The organism is Paenibacillus sp. FSL P4-0184 (assembly GCF_038004625.1).
Lineage (GTDB): Bacteria > Bacillota > Bacilli > Paenibacillales > Paenibacillaceae > Paenibacillus_AQ.
On record NZ_JBBORN010000003.1, the window covers coordinates 1 to 15,397 of the forward strand.

At 40.6% G+C, this 15,397-nt stretch carries 14 protein-coding genes; 4 read left to right on the top strand and 10 right to left on the bottom strand.

Annotated features, from left to right (window positions below):
- Nucleotides 1-654: 654 nt before the first annotated feature.
- From MKY52_RS30190 to MKY52_RS30210, 5 genes are all read right to left on the bottom strand, one after another.
- Nucleotides 655-2,220: a histidine kinase N-terminal 7TM domain-containing diguanylate cyclase gene (locus tag MKY52_RS30190; RefSeq protein WP_341055695.1), complete on the bottom strand. Its 1,566-nt coding sequence runs from the start codon at nucleotides 2,218-2,220 to the stop codon at nucleotides 655-657.
- A gap of 374 nt (nucleotides 2,221-2,594) precedes the next feature.
- Complete coding sequence (locus tag MKY52_RS30195) at nucleotides 2,595-3,584, bottom strand: family 43 glycosylhydrolase (RefSeq protein ID WP_341055696.1); 990 nt, start codon at nucleotides 3,582-3,584, stop codon at nucleotides 2,595-2,597.
- 29 nt (nucleotides 3,585-3,613) lie between these two features.
- Entirely contained in the window at nucleotides 3,614-4,447 is an 834-nt protein-coding gene (locus MKY52_RS30200; protein ID WP_341055716.1) for a carbohydrate ABC transporter permease, read from the bottom strand.
- Nucleotides 4,448-4,463: 16 nt separating this feature from the next.
- Nucleotides 4,464-5,360 (bottom strand): carbohydrate ABC transporter permease, encoded by an 897-nt coding sequence (locus MKY52_RS30205; protein ID WP_042185833.1) that lies wholly within the window; start codon nucleotides 5,358-5,360, stop codon nucleotides 4,464-4,466.
- An 85-nt stretch (nucleotides 5,361-5,445) separates the two neighbouring features.
- The gene (locus tag MKY52_RS30210; protein WP_341055698.1) at nucleotides 5,446-6,783 is read right to left on the bottom strand and encodes an ABC transporter substrate-binding protein; all 1,338 of its coding nucleotides are present in this window, start codon (nucleotides 6,781-6,783) and stop codon (nucleotides 5,446-5,448) included.
- Between the two features lie 263 nt (nucleotides 6,784-7,046).
- Between MKY52_RS30210 and MKY52_RS30215 the strand changes: the two genes are divergently transcribed.
- Nucleotides 7,047-8,111, top strand: coding sequence for a GntR family transcriptional regulator (locus tag MKY52_RS30215; RefSeq protein WP_341055701.1), 1,065 nt, complete (start codon nucleotides 7,047-7,049; stop codon nucleotides 8,109-8,111).
- Nucleotides 8,112-8,597: 486 nt separating this feature from the next.
- Here the strand turns inward: MKY52_RS30215 and MKY52_RS30220 are convergent, their stop codons facing one another.
- Nucleotides 8,598-9,569, bottom strand: coding sequence for an aldo/keto reductase (locus tag MKY52_RS30220; protein WP_341055703.1), 972 nt, complete (start codon nucleotides 9,567-9,569; stop codon nucleotides 8,598-8,600).
- A 144-nt stretch (nucleotides 9,570-9,713) separates the two neighbouring features.
- On the opposite strand from MKY52_RS30220, the gene MKY52_RS30225 reads away from it, so the two are divergent.
- Nucleotides 9,714-10,184: a MarR family winged helix-turn-helix transcriptional regulator gene (locus MKY52_RS30225; protein ID WP_341055704.1), complete on the top strand. Its 471-nt coding sequence runs from the start codon at nucleotides 9,714-9,716 to the stop codon at nucleotides 10,182-10,184.
- A gap of 375 nt (nucleotides 10,185-10,559) precedes the next feature.
- Entirely contained in the window at nucleotides 10,560-11,102 is a 543-nt protein-coding gene (locus MKY52_RS30230; RefSeq protein ID WP_341055705.1) for an IS110 family transposase, read from the top strand.
- A 474-nt stretch (nucleotides 11,103-11,576) separates the two neighbouring features.
- Here MKY52_RS30230 and MKY52_RS30235 read toward each other — a convergent pair whose 3' ends face one another.
- The 3 genes from MKY52_RS30235 to MKY52_RS30245 form a co-directional block, all read right to left on the bottom strand.
- Complete coding sequence (locus MKY52_RS30235; protein WP_341055707.1) at nucleotides 11,577-11,723, bottom strand: alpha/beta fold hydrolase; 147 nt, start codon at nucleotides 11,721-11,723, stop codon at nucleotides 11,577-11,579.
- Nucleotides 11,724-12,012: 289 nt separating this feature from the next.
- On the bottom strand, nucleotides 12,013-12,582 hold the full coding sequence (locus MKY52_RS30240) for a YdeI/OmpD-associated family protein (RefSeq protein WP_341055710.1): 570 nt from the start codon (nucleotides 12,580-12,582) through the stop codon (nucleotides 12,013-12,015).
- A complete protein-coding gene (locus MKY52_RS30245; RefSeq protein ID WP_341055713.1) occupies nucleotides 12,558-13,499 on the bottom strand; it encodes an alpha/beta fold hydrolase in 942 nt (313 codons plus the stop codon). Before MKY52_RS30245 ends, MKY52_RS30240 begins: the two co-directional genes overlap by 25 nt.
- Before the next feature lie 99 nt (nucleotides 13,500-13,598).
- On the opposite strand from MKY52_RS30245, the gene MKY52_RS30250 reads away from it, so the two are divergent.
- Entirely contained in the window at nucleotides 13,599-14,510 is a 912-nt protein-coding gene (locus tag MKY52_RS30250) for a helix-turn-helix transcriptional regulator (RefSeq protein WP_076300916.1), read from the top strand.
- Nucleotides 14,511-14,548: 38 nt separating this feature from the next.
- On the opposite strand, the gene MKY52_RS30255 is transcribed toward MKY52_RS30250, so the two are convergent.
- Nucleotides 14,549-14,953 (bottom strand): hypothetical protein, encoded by a 405-nt coding sequence (locus MKY52_RS30255; protein ID WP_341055715.1) that lies wholly within the window; start codon nucleotides 14,951-14,953, stop codon nucleotides 14,549-14,551.
- Nucleotides 14,954-15,397 lie beyond the last annotated feature (444 nt).

Consider the following 15,397-nt stretch of genomic DNA (forward strand, 5'->3'; position numbering starts at 1 on the left):
AGAGATGGTCTAGGTTTTAGAATGCTAATGCAAGAAGAATCCTTATTATGCAAGCATTTCCTACGACTGTCAGATGATATAAACAATTCTTTTATGATACTTGGTAACAGCGTTTGTCCCCAGTTCGTCCCCATTAAATGATGTAATATGTTTCAGCACTCCATATGCATCGAATATGTATACTTAAGCCCCACATGGACATTTAACATCCACGCCTCTACCCTTAACACATACCTCTGCTTTACCATCACTTGTGATACGGTTCCCCGCGCTGTCTGTAACGGCAAGTTTTTAAGGCCATCCATGCGGATGACCTTTCTCTTTTTGGTATGCCTGACCTGTTACACGTAATCCTTTTTCGGTTGCGCTTTCAAAAAATATTCTTTCGATTTCATGCATACTCTCATTTATAACCATCTCATATACCGAAGGAGCCTGTTCAAAGCAACATACTCTAACAACATCTATACTATAGGCTTAAGTAAATAAGAAACACTTCTTACGGTTTCAATATTAGCCTGGTTGAGTAGCATACCTCATTCCAGTTCATCCTTGATTCTAATTAATATAGGAGTTCCTTCAGGAACAAGACTTATAATACGTCCGCCAAGTTTAATAACTCTTTCTAAATTCTTTTCTTAATATTTTCTTGTACTATTCCACAAATTCGTACTTTTCAGTAAAAACCCGCACTTGATTTCGACCAGCTCTTTTGGCAGCATAAAGTGCTTCATCAGCTTTCTGAAGAAGTTGATAGATAGTTTCCTCCACAGCTCCTGTCGTTACGGATACTCCAAAACTGGAGGTAACCGATATAAATTGCTCATTTTCAACTAGAACCTTCTGTTCAATGCAAAATCTAAGGTAATTAGCGAAGTTTTCCCCTTCCGCTAGTGTATAGCCAGGTAAAGCGAGTACAAATTCTTCACCACCATATCTAGCAAATAGTATATGTTCTCCCGTCTCAGCCTTACATATTTGAGCCACATGTACTAGTATTTGATCTCCGGTTTGATGCCCATAAGTGTCGTTCACTTTTTTAAAAAAATCAATATCAAATAGAATAATTACAAAGGATGACAATTCATCCTTTGCTTTCATCAAGCTTTGCTCACTTTTCTGAAAAAAGGCACGACGATTGTATATTTGTGTAAGCTCATCATAATAGGCTTGATGCTCTAACTTTTGTTGTAATGTATGTAGCTCTGTTATATCCGTAAATATAATTAGTAAGCCGGAGTTATTACTTGATTGTTGAAGCATAGAAATACGTAACTGATAAATATAATTAGCTTGATGAATCGTAACATTCAATTTATCTGATATCGTATCTAATTGAACAGGAAATGATTGATCCGTTAGCATATACCAAACTTGATCAAATGGCTGCCCTAACGTTGATCGATCCAATTCACTAAACATATTTTTAAAAGCTTGATTATATTCGATTAATTGATAGGTATCATTAAGCACAATTACACCATCGTTCATACTATTAAAGATCGTTTCCTTCGCAACTGGCATAATTGATAACATTCGTGAGGAAGTAATAGACCAAAGATACAAAGCAGATGAAAACCAAATAACCATTGGTACAGGATCAATACCATCGGGTGTCGCTCCTATGAATAATAAAAATGCAGTCACTATTGGAAGCAATTGACCGCAGATGAGGGCAAATAATTGAAATCGATATACACTAACTGTTTCCTTCCAGCGTGAAAGTAGCAATAAGAGCGCAGCTAACATACAGCTAAAAATGTAAATATTATGTACAGCAAACCAAGCCCCATATTCAATCTCACTATATGGAGCCCCAAGCACCGAATGGATATCATATATTCTATAGTAAAAATGATGGGATTCATTAGTTACATTGATGAGAAAAGTAATACAAGGCATGGTAAGTAGAACGATTATTCTTTTTCTAGTTATTTTATAACCCAAATATTGCATGACAAACATTAATCCTAACGGAGGGAAAAATGGCATTCCTGCATACTGTACAATATTCCAAAATCTAAGCTGTTCTAACGAAGTCGATGTTAAGCTAAAGGCATAACCAAAACAATAAATCATTGAAGTTAATGTATTCCACATGAACAAATTAGCGATATTTGTATAATAATGTCTCCTCCAATAAGTAAAGACAAGTATAGACAAATTCAGAACAGCCGAAGTACAAACTAATGTTATATATGCTGCTAGCTTCGAATCCAATAGGTATACCCACTTTCATACAATACATATATATTTAAGATGTTGATCTGTTCCTTGAACCATGTAGAGGATTCCGTCCACATCACTATTGTGTCTGTACTACCCACATCGTATTGATTATTGCTTTAACTTAGCATGACACTCATGACAGTAGCAACACATTTCGCCAATCAGTAATGTTATGATTACTATTTCGTCTATACCGATCACGAAATAGTTAGTACAACATTACGTATTTCATCACTTCTATTGCATTGCAAATAAGTACCCATCGATTGAATGGGTACTTGTTTTACTTCTAATTATAAAGGTTTTTCCATATACGACATAAGTTCAACTAAATCCATTTAGAATTTTGCAAGGCGCTTGCAGATCTATTCGTATTGTGCAGAACGTGCAAGTGCCGCAACAGAACCGCGAAAATCAGGTCTGCCATCGTCCGTCCACAACAGCTCCGCTACAAATGTATGGCGATTCGGATCGTATAGCGGATCTCCTACAATATCCTTATACGTTCTTGCGTGGAACACAAACAAAGTCTTCTCGCCAGTCTCTGACACCGTGAAACTATTATGACCAGGACCATACATCGAGATGCTCTCATCTGTCGTGAGAACCGGTACTTTCGACTTGCGCCATGAGGCAGCATCGAGCAAATCCGCGTCCGCATCGGCTTCAAGCAAACCCATGCTATAATTGAAATCAGTAGCGCTAGCAGAGTAAGTGAGGAATACCCGATTATCTTTGCGCACAAATGCCGCGCCTTCGTTCACTTTATACCCGATGACCTCCCAGTCATATTCGGGCATCGTAATCATCGTTTGCTCCCCAATCAACGTCCACGGATTGCTCATTTTAGATATGTAGAGATTAGAGTTGCCTTCGATTTCCGGATCCTTTTGTGCCCATACGTAATAGAGGCTACCATTGTGCTCAAAGGTAGTGGCATCGAGGGAGAAGCTTTCCCACGCTGTACGAACCTGTCCTCTTTCCGTCCAGCTGCCTTCGAGCGGATTTGCATTTTCATTCTCCAGTACATACATCCGATGGTCGAACAAGCCTTCTGTCGTTTCCGACGTATGCGCGGCAGCGAAATATACGTACCATTTTCCATCAATAAAATGCAGCTCTGGCGCCCAAATATTGGCACTAAGAATGCCAGTCTCTCTCTTTCTCCAGATCACTACAGGAGCTGATGTAATAAGCCCTTCAAGGGCCTGTGCCCTACGGATTTCAATCCGATTATACTCTGGAACCGAGGCCACGAAATAATAATAACCATTTGAATGTCGGCATATAAAAGGATCAGCTCGTTGCTCGATCAATGGTTTAATGACGCGTAACTCCTCTTGTTGGACTCCCATCTTATCACCTATTTCATAAGTAATAGATACTAACCTTTAACAGCACCCGCAGTCATACCATCAATGAAATATTTCTGGAAAGCGATAAACAATATGAAAATTGGAATGATGGAGAAGAAGGAGCCCACGATCAGAAGGTCATAGTTATTCCCATAAGGAGTTAACAATGTTTTTAAACCGATTGGCAGTGTAAATTTATTTTGATCTCCCAACACCATGAATGGCCACAATAGATTATTCCAGCTATTCATACCATTCAGAATGGCCATTGCCGCAAAGGAAGGCTTCATAATCGGCATAATCACTCTGAAATATATCGCATATTCGTTTGCTCCATCAACTCGCCCAGATTGAATAATTTCTTTGGGTATGCTTCTGAGATATTGCCTAAAGAAGAATATCGTCCCGGCATTAGCTATACCCGGCAGAATGATTGCTGAATAGCTATTCACCATTTGCAAATCATTTATTAAGCTGTACAAAGGAACCAGCAATATTTCAAATGGCACCATCATAATGAGCAACACACATATAAAGAGGAAGTTCTTACCTTTGAAATCATACGCTGCAAAACCATATGCAACAAAAGCGCTTACAAACAGTGTTAAAGCAACCTGAATGATTGTTAACGTCATACTGTTCCAAAACCATACAAAATAATCATGTTGTCCAGTAAATAAATAGATAAAATTACCAAAACTCATTATTTCAAAATTCAAACTTAAGTTAAGACCATATCTTATTAAAGCTTCACCTGGTTTAAAGGAAGACAGGGCCACTGCATAGAATGGAACCATAATTATAACGAATAGTATAATAAAGGTACTAATTATGACTATTCTAGCAATTAAGTTGTTCTTCATCTGACTAGCGCCCATTTTAATCCTCCTCCTTTTTGAACATTCCACTAAATTTCAGCTGCGTTAAATTGATAATCATAGCAATGACTAATAGAACGATACCAACTGCAGCAGCGTAACCGAGCTTATTCTTCTCAATCCCTTGTCTATACAGATATCCGACTATAGTTAGGCCAATATTTTTCGGTGAATTGTTACCGTTAAACATCATTAAGCTCTCGGTAAACATTGCCAAACCTGCATAAACACTAATTGTCGTAACATATATCGTGGTCGGCTTCAATAATGGCATTGTAATCGATCTGAACTTCTGCCAAGCAGATGCCCCGTCAATTGAAGCAGCCTCATAATAATCATTGTCAATGTTTTTCAAACCGGATAGATAGTACAGCATATTAACACCTGTCCATCGCCAACATGCAAGAATTAATAGTGCAGCCATACTCCATTCTGCATCTTTCAAGAATTTAGTAGGCTCTACACCAAATAGACCTAGAAAACTGTTCATTAATGAACCATCCATTTCACCGAATGTTAGGCGAAAAATAGTACCCGCCACTGCGACAGATGTCAATGCAGGAAGAAAGAACGAAGATTTAAAAAACTCCCTGCCCAGCATTAACTTACTGTTTATCATAACGGCAAATAACATTGGGAAAGGGATTAACAGCACTAAGGTTCCTAGCATGTATACAACGCTATTTTTAATAGCCGTCAAAAACACTTTATCTGTGAATAACTTCGAATAATTCGCTTCACCAACCCATTTTGGATCCTGTCCCAACATCCTATCTTGAAAACTCATTACGAATGAATTTACAAGTGGATAAGACCAGAATATCAAGAATATGATTATGAATGGCAACACAAAAACATAAGGTGCAACCTTTTGAGAGTATACAAATTTCTTTATCATAATCCCACTCTCCCTTGACTATGACTAAACCTGCCGAGCACCATTCTTGCCGACAGGCTTAATCATAACCATTTACTTATTATTTTTATTTCAATTCTTGTTCAATTGCTGCCTGTGCTTCATCGAGAGCTTCCTTCACGTCTTGGCCATCTTCAAAGATCGCATTTAGAGTAACCGTATTGAGCACACTGCCGATCGTCGGTGAAGCTTTTACGGATTTGATACCTCTAATTTCGTCTTTAATTTCATTCAAAGTATCAAATGCATTTGTTTTAAAATACTGGACGTATTCGTTATCAGGGTTTTTCGTTACAGCCTCATCTTTCCATACTTCCATATTGATTGGGTCAAATCCAAGTGTATTCCAGATTTCAGTAGTAGCTTCTTTCGAAAGCTTAGCAAAAGCTACAAACTCTTTTGCCAACTGAACGTCTTTACCAGTCTTAGTAACAACTGTGCCAGTACCGCCTAAGCCAACGGAACGAGGATTACCTTCTTCGAATACAGGCAAGGGAGCAATTGCATACTTACCTTTAAGGTCCTTCATTTCGTTTACAAAGCGGGACATGTACCACTCAGGCATCAATGCGCTTGCGTAGTTGCCTTTGTTATATTCGCCTTTTGCTTCTTCTGTGTCGGGTTGTCCGCCTGGGATCGTATGAATAACATTATTCTTCTGCAGGTCAACTAACATTTCAAACGCTTTAATCATCTCAGGTGAGTTAACTTTTGGATTGCCATTTTCATCTGTAAAATCAGCGTTTTGCTGAGCAAGTAATAGCGAGGCTTGCCACGTAGCGGATGTATCAGCAGTACCTAAGTACTTACCAGTCTTTTCATAAACCTTGATACCTGCTTGTTTGTAATCTTCCCAAGTTTTGATCATCTTGTAGTCAACACCTGCTTGTTCGAGAATTTCCGTGTTGTAGAAAGCAAGCGTAGCACCTACGTGATAATCAAAGCCATAAACCTGGTCAGCTTTGGAGTAAATATCGACACGTGAGGGAACGACAACGTCTTTGTATGGTGCAAATACATCATTCAAAGATTCCAGTGGAACGTTGTCCCCTTCCAAGAATTTAGGGAACTGACCAAGCTCGATATCCGCAATATCAGGAGCACCTTTTCCGCTTGTAACTGCCAATAAGAGCTTGTTGTGCATATCATCGTAAGGCATAACCGTTACATTCAACTTAATCTGTTTGTCTGGATTCTGTTGGTTCCATAACTCCAGCATTTTATCCAAATGCTTGCCATGCAAATCTACGAATGTCCAAAATGACATTTCTGTTGCATTCTCACCGGCATCAGCGCCTAACTGCTGTGTTTCCGTAGATGAACTAGAAGACTTACTACATGCCGACAAAACTAGTGACATCATAAGGATTGTAACGATGGAGATTAATGTAATGCGTTTTTTCATTTGTTCGTCATCCTCTCTTTTTTTGTTACTCATTTGAGATGCTGGGTGACTGGTCAATTCTGTTAATTTAAGCGGTTTCAACACGTCTCGTTACCAACCTTCTTAACATGATTCTAACCTTTCAATGAAAAGACCCCTTCGTAACAAATTTCCTAATTCTGTATTGTAAGCGCTTTATAAATTGCATTATAATATATACGTAATATATTTTATATAACCAATTGATTATAAAAATCATTAAATTTTAAGGGAGATGTACTTATTTGAAAAAGCTGGTGCTCTACAAGCAAATTCAAGAAGATATTGTACAGAAAATTAAATCTGGGCAGCTTCGGCCAACGGACCGTGTCCCTTCTGAACAGGAATTAATGGACGAGTTCAAAGTAAGTAAAATAACCGTCAAAAACGCCTTAACCCAGCTAGCTGACGAAGGATTAATTATACGCGTACAAGGCAAGGGCACATTCGTCTCTTCTAGTCTTGATGTTTCTAGCATTGATTCTCCATTATCTCCACACAGCGCGTCGTCCTTGCCGCTCATCGGCTTCATTATTCCGACGATGGTAACCCGTGTCATTCAGAAGCTCGTCGACTACACGGAACAATTCCTGTCTGAAGCTGGCCTCAGCATGGTACTAAGCATCACGCGAGAGTCCTCCTCTATCGAATCGAACGCCATTCGTACACTAACGGGGCTCGGTGTGAAGGGCCTGATCGTTTTTCCAACAGAAGATGAGAAGTACAACGAATCACTACTGCGTCTGTCGCTCGATAAATTCCCATGTGTGTTCATCGACCGCTACCTGCGCAACATTGAGACGTACACGATTACATCAGACAATTACGGCGGTGCGTATAAGGCTGTCTCTCATTTGCTATCCAAGGGTCATCATCAGATTGCGCTCATCTCACCTGAAAATGCCAATACAGCCATCGAGGATCGCACGCTCGGCTTCGAGAAGGCGTACACAGATCAAGGTATATCAATTGACAAGAGCTTGTGGTGTCACATCCCTCTCGACATTCTACGTGGTGAGCAAGCATTGGAATATGTAAGCGACTTCTTGCAGGGTCATAGTAGAATTTCGGCAGCCTTCACCTTGACCGAAGAAACCGCACGCCTTACATCGGCCGCTATCAGCCGTCTGAACAATCACTCAAACATCGATTTGCTATCTTTCGATAATCCACATCTTTCATTCGTAGCTTATGTACAGCAGGATGAACAGGAAATGGCACGAACAGCCGTAAAGCTGTTACTTGAACAGATAGTGAATATTTATTCACCTAAGAACGCCGTCATTCCCGTGCAGCTCATCTTCCCTTAACTATTTCATTGGACTTTATCGACACTCTGGGGATACCTTCAGTAGAAGTTGCCTTCTCTTTGATCTATTCCCCTTGCTTTGTAAGTTATAGTCGTTTTTGTCGATGACAAGCCTAGGTTACCATGCATGTAAGCTTTGTTTCTCGATCAATAATAAATAGCGAAGGGGCTTTTGCTGAGAGTCGGCAAAAGTCCCCTTCGAAGTCCACACTATTCTATAGCATAAATAAACCCGCAGAAGCCCGTTTATGCACCATTCCGACCAGAGAGTAACCTACCCTGCTCCTATCGTCGTTATGCTGTAAACACAGCTCCTGCGGGTTTTTCTTAAAAAAACTTGCCCCTACTTATGATACGGTTCTCCGCGCTATTTCTAACGGCAAGTTTTAAGGCCATCCTATGCAGGATGGCCCTTTCTTTAATCTTTCATTGTTCAACTCCTGTTTCTTTAGGAGATATGCCCATACAGATTGGTTTTATACCGATTCTATACAAGCGGGTGTGGTACATAAAGCTCTTCTAAGCTCGCGATTTCCTCCGTTGTCAATTTGACCGATAACGCCGACACGGCATCCTCTAGATGGCTGATTCTGGTCGAACCGATAATAGGTGCTGTGACCTCCTCTTTTTGTAACAACCATGCCAGTGCAATTTCTGCGCGTGAAACTCCTCGATTAGCGGCAACCTCCTCAACTCTTCCCACAATTTTACGATCAATCTCTTCCGTTTTTGCAAACAATGCCTTAGCTATTTGGTCCTTCTCGGAACGTGAGGTCTGCTTATTCCACTCTCGGGTCAGGCGTCCTGCTGCCAAAGGCAGGTAAGGCGTGACACCAACCCCCTCATCTTTGCATAGGGGGAGCATTTCTCTTTCTTCTTCCCGATAGAGTAAGTTAAGTCTATTTTCCATAGAAACGAACCGTGTCCAACCATTGTTCACCGCAACATGCTGAGCTTTTGCGAACTGCCATGCTAACATGGAAGAAGCTCCGATGTATCTTATCTTCCCCGCTTTAACTAAATCGTGAAGGGCCTCCATTGTCTCTTCAATCGGTGTATGATGATCCCAACGATGAATCTGGTACAAATCAATGTAGTCCGTTCCGAGTCGACTTAGACTTTTATCAATTTCGGTCATGATCGCTTTACGAGAAAGCCCCATAGCATTTGGACCTTGGCGCATCGGAACGAATACCTTTGTGGCAATGACGACTTCGTCACGACGAGCAAAGTCCTTTAATGCTTGCCCGACAATTTCTTCGCTTGTTCCGTCGGAATACATGTTGGCAGTACTAAAAAAATTAATTCCCAATTCAAGTGCCTTTTTAATAATCGGTCTGCTTTGCTCCTCATTCAGAGACCATGGGGTGTTGCCTCGTTCAGGTGCTCCAAAACTCATGCATCCAAGGCATATTTCCGAGACATCCAAACCGGAACGTCCAAGTTTTACATAATCCATTCCATGACACACTCCTTAATTGTATTAGGAAGACTTTTCCTTGCATCATCAGTGCAGGGCCTACTGATCAATGTGGTTGACATGTCAACTTGTATACACTGTAACACCTTGTGGTTGACGTGTCAACTGTGTTAAAATGGGCGTATGGACAAGAACGAACTGAATGAACAGGAAATGCAAATATGGAATATGTGGAAAGGTTCCTTCAAAAGAATCTTTGGTCGTGTTGTAAAGGACATGTCCGAACACACGGGACTATCCGAGGGTGACTTTGGGGTTTTAGACAGGTTAGTCCAATTTGGAAACGGTAAGCTTCGCCAACAGGAATTAGCAGACTCGATGGACTGGGATAAGAGCCGATTGTCACATCATCTAACGCGTATGGAAAAACGGGGACTTGTTTTGAGAAAACCACTAGATACAGATCGTGGAGTCTACGTCATCATTACTTCTTCCGGAAAAACAGCTCTGGATGAAGCCCTTCCCATTGTTTCAAAGGCAATAAGGAAGCATTTTCTAGATCAATTAACCGACCAGGACATGGAGTCTATTACTAGGCTGGCGGAAAGAACAAAAACAGGACCTTCATCGTCATGTGAAGATCCGTCAGCTTGATGGACCCTTCCCCCAACCACCGGAGGGGGTCTTTGCCTTCTGCAAACCAAGGCCCCCACCTAAAAAACTTGCCTCTATTTATGATACGGTTCCCCGCGTTTGATCTTCAACTCTCCTGCCCGTTCGTATTATGAGATCAACCAGTTCTTTCTGGTTGATCCTTTTTTCATTTGCATAGAGGATTAAAGTAGCCTGGTCGAACGTACCTGCCCGTGGGACTTGATCCCGAGAGCTATAATGTTTACCCCTACTTGTCATGACCATGATTGAGGCTGGTTGGGACGTAAGATCCCGTATAACAAGCGATGCTATGGAGCGACAAGAAGATCAACCTTAGGGGATGCCGGTGAATCTACACTTACAAGGGGAGATGAAATGAATCCAGTTATCGGTCTAGATATTTCTAAAGAAGAAAGCCATGGACAAGCCTTTCTAGAGCGCGGAAAGCCATTCCAAGGGATATTCCACTTCGAGCACACTCGAGATGGTTTAGCAAATTTCCTTCAAGTTTTAACAGAAGTTGAATTTGCATCTCAACAACGTCCTTTGCTTATTCTAGAAGCAACCGGTCATTATCAAAGTCCCGTTGTTCAGTTCCTAGAGGAACATCATTATATTTATATTGTTATTAATCCGCTCATCTCAAATCGACTTAGGAAGTCTCAACTTCGTAAAGTAAAGCCGGATGCTGCTGACGCTTACCTATTGGGAGAGCTGTACTACAAAGAAGAATTTGAACCGTTTAAGAAAAGAGGTGTGCAACTTCTCAATCTGCGCTATCTTACAAGACAATATGAGTCTCTTTCAAAGATGTGTGTACAAACTAAACTACAATTCCAAGCTGTTTTAGATCAGGTTTTCCCTGCTTACAAAGGTGTCTTTGGAGCTATGTATTCCGGTATTTCATTACAGTTTTAAGTGAATTCCCAACCTCATATTCAGTATTACAGACGGATGAAAACACACTCAAATCTAAGATGAAAGAACTGCTTTCTTCAAAACGGGGGCGTTCAGAGGACTGGATTAACCAACGGGGGCAACGGCTGCTAGTTGCGGCAAAACAAAACCCATTTCAGCAAACCATGTATGCAAGCCACTTAATCAATTTGAAAGTCCTTATTACCCTCATTCTTCAGTACCAAGAGCATCTTACTGGATTGGAACAGAACATAGAGCGATGCTTTTCTCTCCGCCTGTTCAATTATTGCAGTATTTCTGCTTTGTTAGTTATACGCCGTTTCCTTGCGTGAAGTAAAAAACAAACGGCACGGGGCTTTCCCATGCCGTTTTGAATTCCATTTTTATTCCCGTTCTTACCTTTGAGCTTAACTTAATGACATTGCCTGTTTGGGTGTCCTTATTGTTTTTCTAAGTTTTGCTTGCTAAGCGACTCTATTCAGCATCATTCTGCTCTTCCAGCCATCTCAAAATCGCTTGCTTTGTTTCTTCCGGCTTTTCTTGCTGGATCCAATGACCGCAATCCAGATTGACCACTTCCGCATTAGGCACGAACTTTGTCAGGTTTTCAGACCTCTGCACCGTATCCCGGTCACCATAGATCATGAGGGTCGGCTGTACCATAAAAATGAAGGGGGTTGCGATTTTGGATGAGCTGTTTCATCCCTTCTTCATTTAGCGATTTGATTTATGCCTCGCATTTAAAACGTTCTGACTTTTGATGAGAATTAAACCCTAAATGATTGAGAAATACAGTAGCTCCACTCTCCTAAAGATCAGGGAAACAATAGACCCCGATTTATGCAGTACCAAAAATCCTTTTAACGATTCTTTTGTTATTTATATTTCCTTATTCTGTAATATTATTTTTTCAATGTTGAAATTTTAGCCCTTCTTCAGATGAAGCTATCAATATTCCAAGCCTTCTTAATCGTGTTTCTTCTTTCTTGGCGCTCATTACCCACCAGATAGAATCTCTTTTATAGGATGGTGATAAATTAGTGAAGAATAGCCAGGCTGTTTGATTTGCCTTGATTTGTTCTTCATATTCTTTGGCAAGTTCCACGTTTCTTTGTTCAGAGGAATAGCCTTGTGCATCGGTTCTGTTGTTAAAGACGTGCATTCCTTCTGGTCTCATCTTTCCAAGCTGTATTAGTGCTTTTACCTTCTTTACGTTCACAGCACTCCATACACTATTTACTTTGCGCGGAGTAAAGCGAATCTCATAGCTTTGTTTATCAATGGTTTTTCGTATACCGTCAATCCACCCAAAACAAAGAGCGGCATCTACTGATGCAGACCAAGTAAGGCTTGCACGCCCTGTACTTATCCCAAAATAGCCCACCCAAATTTCACTAGCTTCAGCATGATGTTCTTCTAACCAATCGTTAAACTCTTCTTGGTTGTTGAAAAAAACTACATCTCCCATTGTTCCAGCCATTTTAAAATCGCTTGGTTTGTTTCTTCCGGCTTTTCTTCCTGGATCCAATGACCGCAATCCAGATTGACCACTTCCACATTGGGCACGAACTTTGTCAGGTTTTCAGACTTCGCAACCACGTCCCGGTTGCCGTAGATCATGAGGGTCGGCTGCTGGATGATTGGGTTCACTTTCGCCAATAAGCGCCAGTTGCGGTCAAGGTTCCTGTACCAATTTATGCTGCCCGTGAACCCTGATGTTTCAAAAGCGGAGACGTAAACGGCCAGCTCGCTTTCGCTCAATACGGGCTCACCGAGCGGTGTTTCTGCTCTGGCGAGATTGATCAACGCCATACCTGGCTGAGGTGCTCTGAGAGGCTCGTTCTTCCGGTACAGGTTGCGAAGGAACCTGTATGTATTGTCTTCGAATACGGCGTCCGCGACGCCTGGCTGTCGATTGAAGTGGACGAAATAGAAATCGCCGCCAAGTATTTCTTCCATAAACTCGATCCAGGGTTTTTCTCCGCGCTCTTGGTAAGGCAAGCTCAGATTTATCACTTTATTGACGCGGTTTGGATGCAACAAGGTCAGTCCCCAAACGACGAATGCACCCCAGTCATGACCGACAAAGGTAGCGTCCTCGTATCCATAGTGATCGAGAAGCGCGATGAGATCACCCGACAAGTGTTCAATGTCATAGTCTGTTACTTCGGTCGGACGGGATGAGTTGCCGTAACCCCGCTGGTTGGGGACGATGACATGGTAGCCCGCTGCGGCAAGTGCGTCCATCTGATGGCGCCAAGAAAAGGCATGCTCTGGCCAGCCGTGGCAGAGTACAATAGGTTTTCCTGCGTTTTCTCGGCCTGCTTCAAACACTTCGAGTTCCACACCGTTGGCTGAAATAAGGGTGGGCTTGGGAAAATCGGTTGGATTAAACATTAAATTAAAACCTCCTTCTTGTGATACTTGTAGTATAATGGATAAAAGGTGACATCAAGGTGTCACCGTTCTGAAATCATGTAAAAAAAGAGGGCAATTATGGACAAAGTGGAGAGACTCATTTCGATTATCATGATATTGCTGAAAAAAGAGGTTGTTTCTACAACGGAATTCTCACAACTATTCAATGTCTCCAAAAGAACGATCCTTCGCGATATGGAAACATTGAGCTTATCGAACATCCCGATCTACTCTGTCAATGGGGTCAAAGGGGGCTACGGCATAATGGATGAATACAAGGTTGATAAACGCCTTTTAAGCAGCTCCGATTTACAGAATATATTAACTGCGCTCGGCGGATTGGAACAAATCCTCCGTACTGAAGAAGTTGAAAGAACGATAAAAAAAATAGAGGCAATGGTTAGTCCATTGTCTCTAAATCGTTCCATTCAACTGTCGTTTTATGATTGGGAAGGTCGGTCCGAGATTCTTGAAACCTTAAAGACATGTCAAGAATCCATTTCAAAAAAGAGGCTGGCTTCGTTTGATTATACAGATAAGGACGGGGCTGTAACGAATAGAATGGTCGAGCCCTATGAGCTGCATTTTAGCGAATCGAGTTGGTACTTGAAAGGATTCTGTTTACATCGACAGGGATATCGAACTTTCAAGTTATCTCGGATCGATCATATTACTATGGATGAACGCGCGTTTCATCCTAGAGACGATTGGTCAGAGCAAGTACACGAAGCAAATTATCTACCTGAATTCGTCACGATTAAGGCATGGATATCGCCTAGCATAAAAGATCAAATCATCGAAAGGTATGGTCGAAGAAGTATTGAAGACCATAGTTCTGGATTTTTATTAGCAACCATTTATGTCCCACAAAATCGTATGGGATTTCAACTTTTAGCAAGCTTCGGCACTCATCTAAAAGTTGTAGAGCCCAAAACCTATGTTGAAGACTTTCGAAATTATTTATATCAAATGATGGAGAACTATTCCTGATATATTTAGCATTTGTATTTCTTTTAATAAAATTGGAGTTAATTCCATTGCAAATAGTTGTGTAATATATTTTCATAATTTGTAGTTAAGAAAAGCTTAAAGTCCATTTGTTTCAGATCCATATAGTTATGAAGCAAATCATTTTCCACTTTATTAATTTTTCTCTGTACAGTAACTGCTATATGTTCTTGAATATCTTCTTCTTGGACTGTTGTATATTTTTTCAAAGCATCAATTGCCTGCCAGTAATCGTATCTCTGTAAATCTTGTTCTACAGCTAACTTTACAAAAGACGTATCACCTACGGCGTATTTCTCAGCTATTTCCCTTATTAAACTACCCCAATCTGGCACATTAAAAGGTATAGATAGCCCTGCACCGATAAAAGGAACAATTCTATCTTCATTATAATCTTTACATAAATCATCTAAATGCACACTCATATATGTCTCATCTTTCAAATGGGATAGCTTTCTTTCATTGTTTAATAGTACCAAATTATGTGAATGTTTCATAGTTGAGTTGAGCTCTGTTCATTTCCTAATTCCATATAATAAATAATACACTCTATTTGTGGTAAGCTTCGTCCTAATTATAACTAAAAGGCAGTATCCTTTCCTGCTTCAAGAATACTGCCTTTTAATATCATTATCTTTTATTTAGTTTAGGTATTCTCTATTATTTGTCAACACGGTATGTTGACACTACACACTCCACATGGCTTGAGTAGTAGTCGCAGACAGATGTATTTGTGTTTACCTTAAAATATTGAAAGGAATATTTATCCACTTCACGTTATCAACTCAGTAATTGATTCTTAATCATCGGGAAACTGATCAAAAGTCGCATAAACAGCAAAAAAAACGGCATTTCTGCCGTTTCTTTAA

What these genes read in the sequence shown, in the direction of transcription:
- MKY52_RS30205 (WP_042185833.1), bottom strand. Translation starts at nt 5,360, where the DNA reads ATGATAAAGAAATTTGTATACTCTCAAAAGGTTGCACCTTATGTTTTT.
- MKY52_RS30225 (WP_341055704.1), top strand. Translation starts at nt 9,714, where the DNA reads ATGGACAAGAACGAACTGAATGAACAGGAAATGCAAATATGGAATATG.
- MKY52_RS30255 (WP_341055715.1), bottom strand. Translation starts at nt 14,953, where the DNA reads ATGAGTGTGCATTTAGATGATTTATGTAAAGATTATAATGAAGATAGA.
- MKY52_RS30195 (WP_341055696.1), bottom strand. Translation starts at nt 3,584, where the DNA reads ATGGGAGTCCAACAAGAGGAGTTACGCGTCATTAAACCATTGATCGAG.
- MKY52_RS30210 (WP_341055698.1), bottom strand. Translation starts at nt 6,783, where the DNA reads ATGAAAAAACGCATTACATTAATCTCCATCGTTACAATCCTTATGATG.
- MKY52_RS30220 (WP_341055703.1), bottom strand. Translation starts at nt 9,569, where the DNA reads ATGGATTATGTAAAACTTGGACGTTCCGGTTTGGATGTCTCGGAAATA.
- MKY52_RS30245 (WP_341055713.1), bottom strand. Translation starts at nt 13,499, where the DNA reads ATGTTTAATCCAACCGATTTTCCCAAGCCCACCCTTATTTCAGCCAAC.
- MKY52_RS30230 (WP_341055705.1), top strand. Translation starts at nt 10,560, where the DNA reads ATGAATCCAGTTATCGGTCTAGATATTTCTAAAGAAGAAAGCCATGGA.
- MKY52_RS30250 (WP_076300916.1), top strand. Translation starts at nt 13,599, where the DNA reads ATGGACAAAGTGGAGAGACTCATTTCGATTATCATGATATTGCTGAAA.
- MKY52_RS30200 (WP_341055716.1), bottom strand. Translation starts at nt 4,447, where the DNA reads ATGAAGAACAACTTAATTGCTAGAATAGTCATAATTAGTACCTTTATT.
- MKY52_RS30240 (WP_341055710.1), bottom strand. Translation starts at nt 12,582, where the DNA reads ATGGCTGGAACAATGGGAGATGTAGTTTTTTTCAACAACCAAGAAGAG.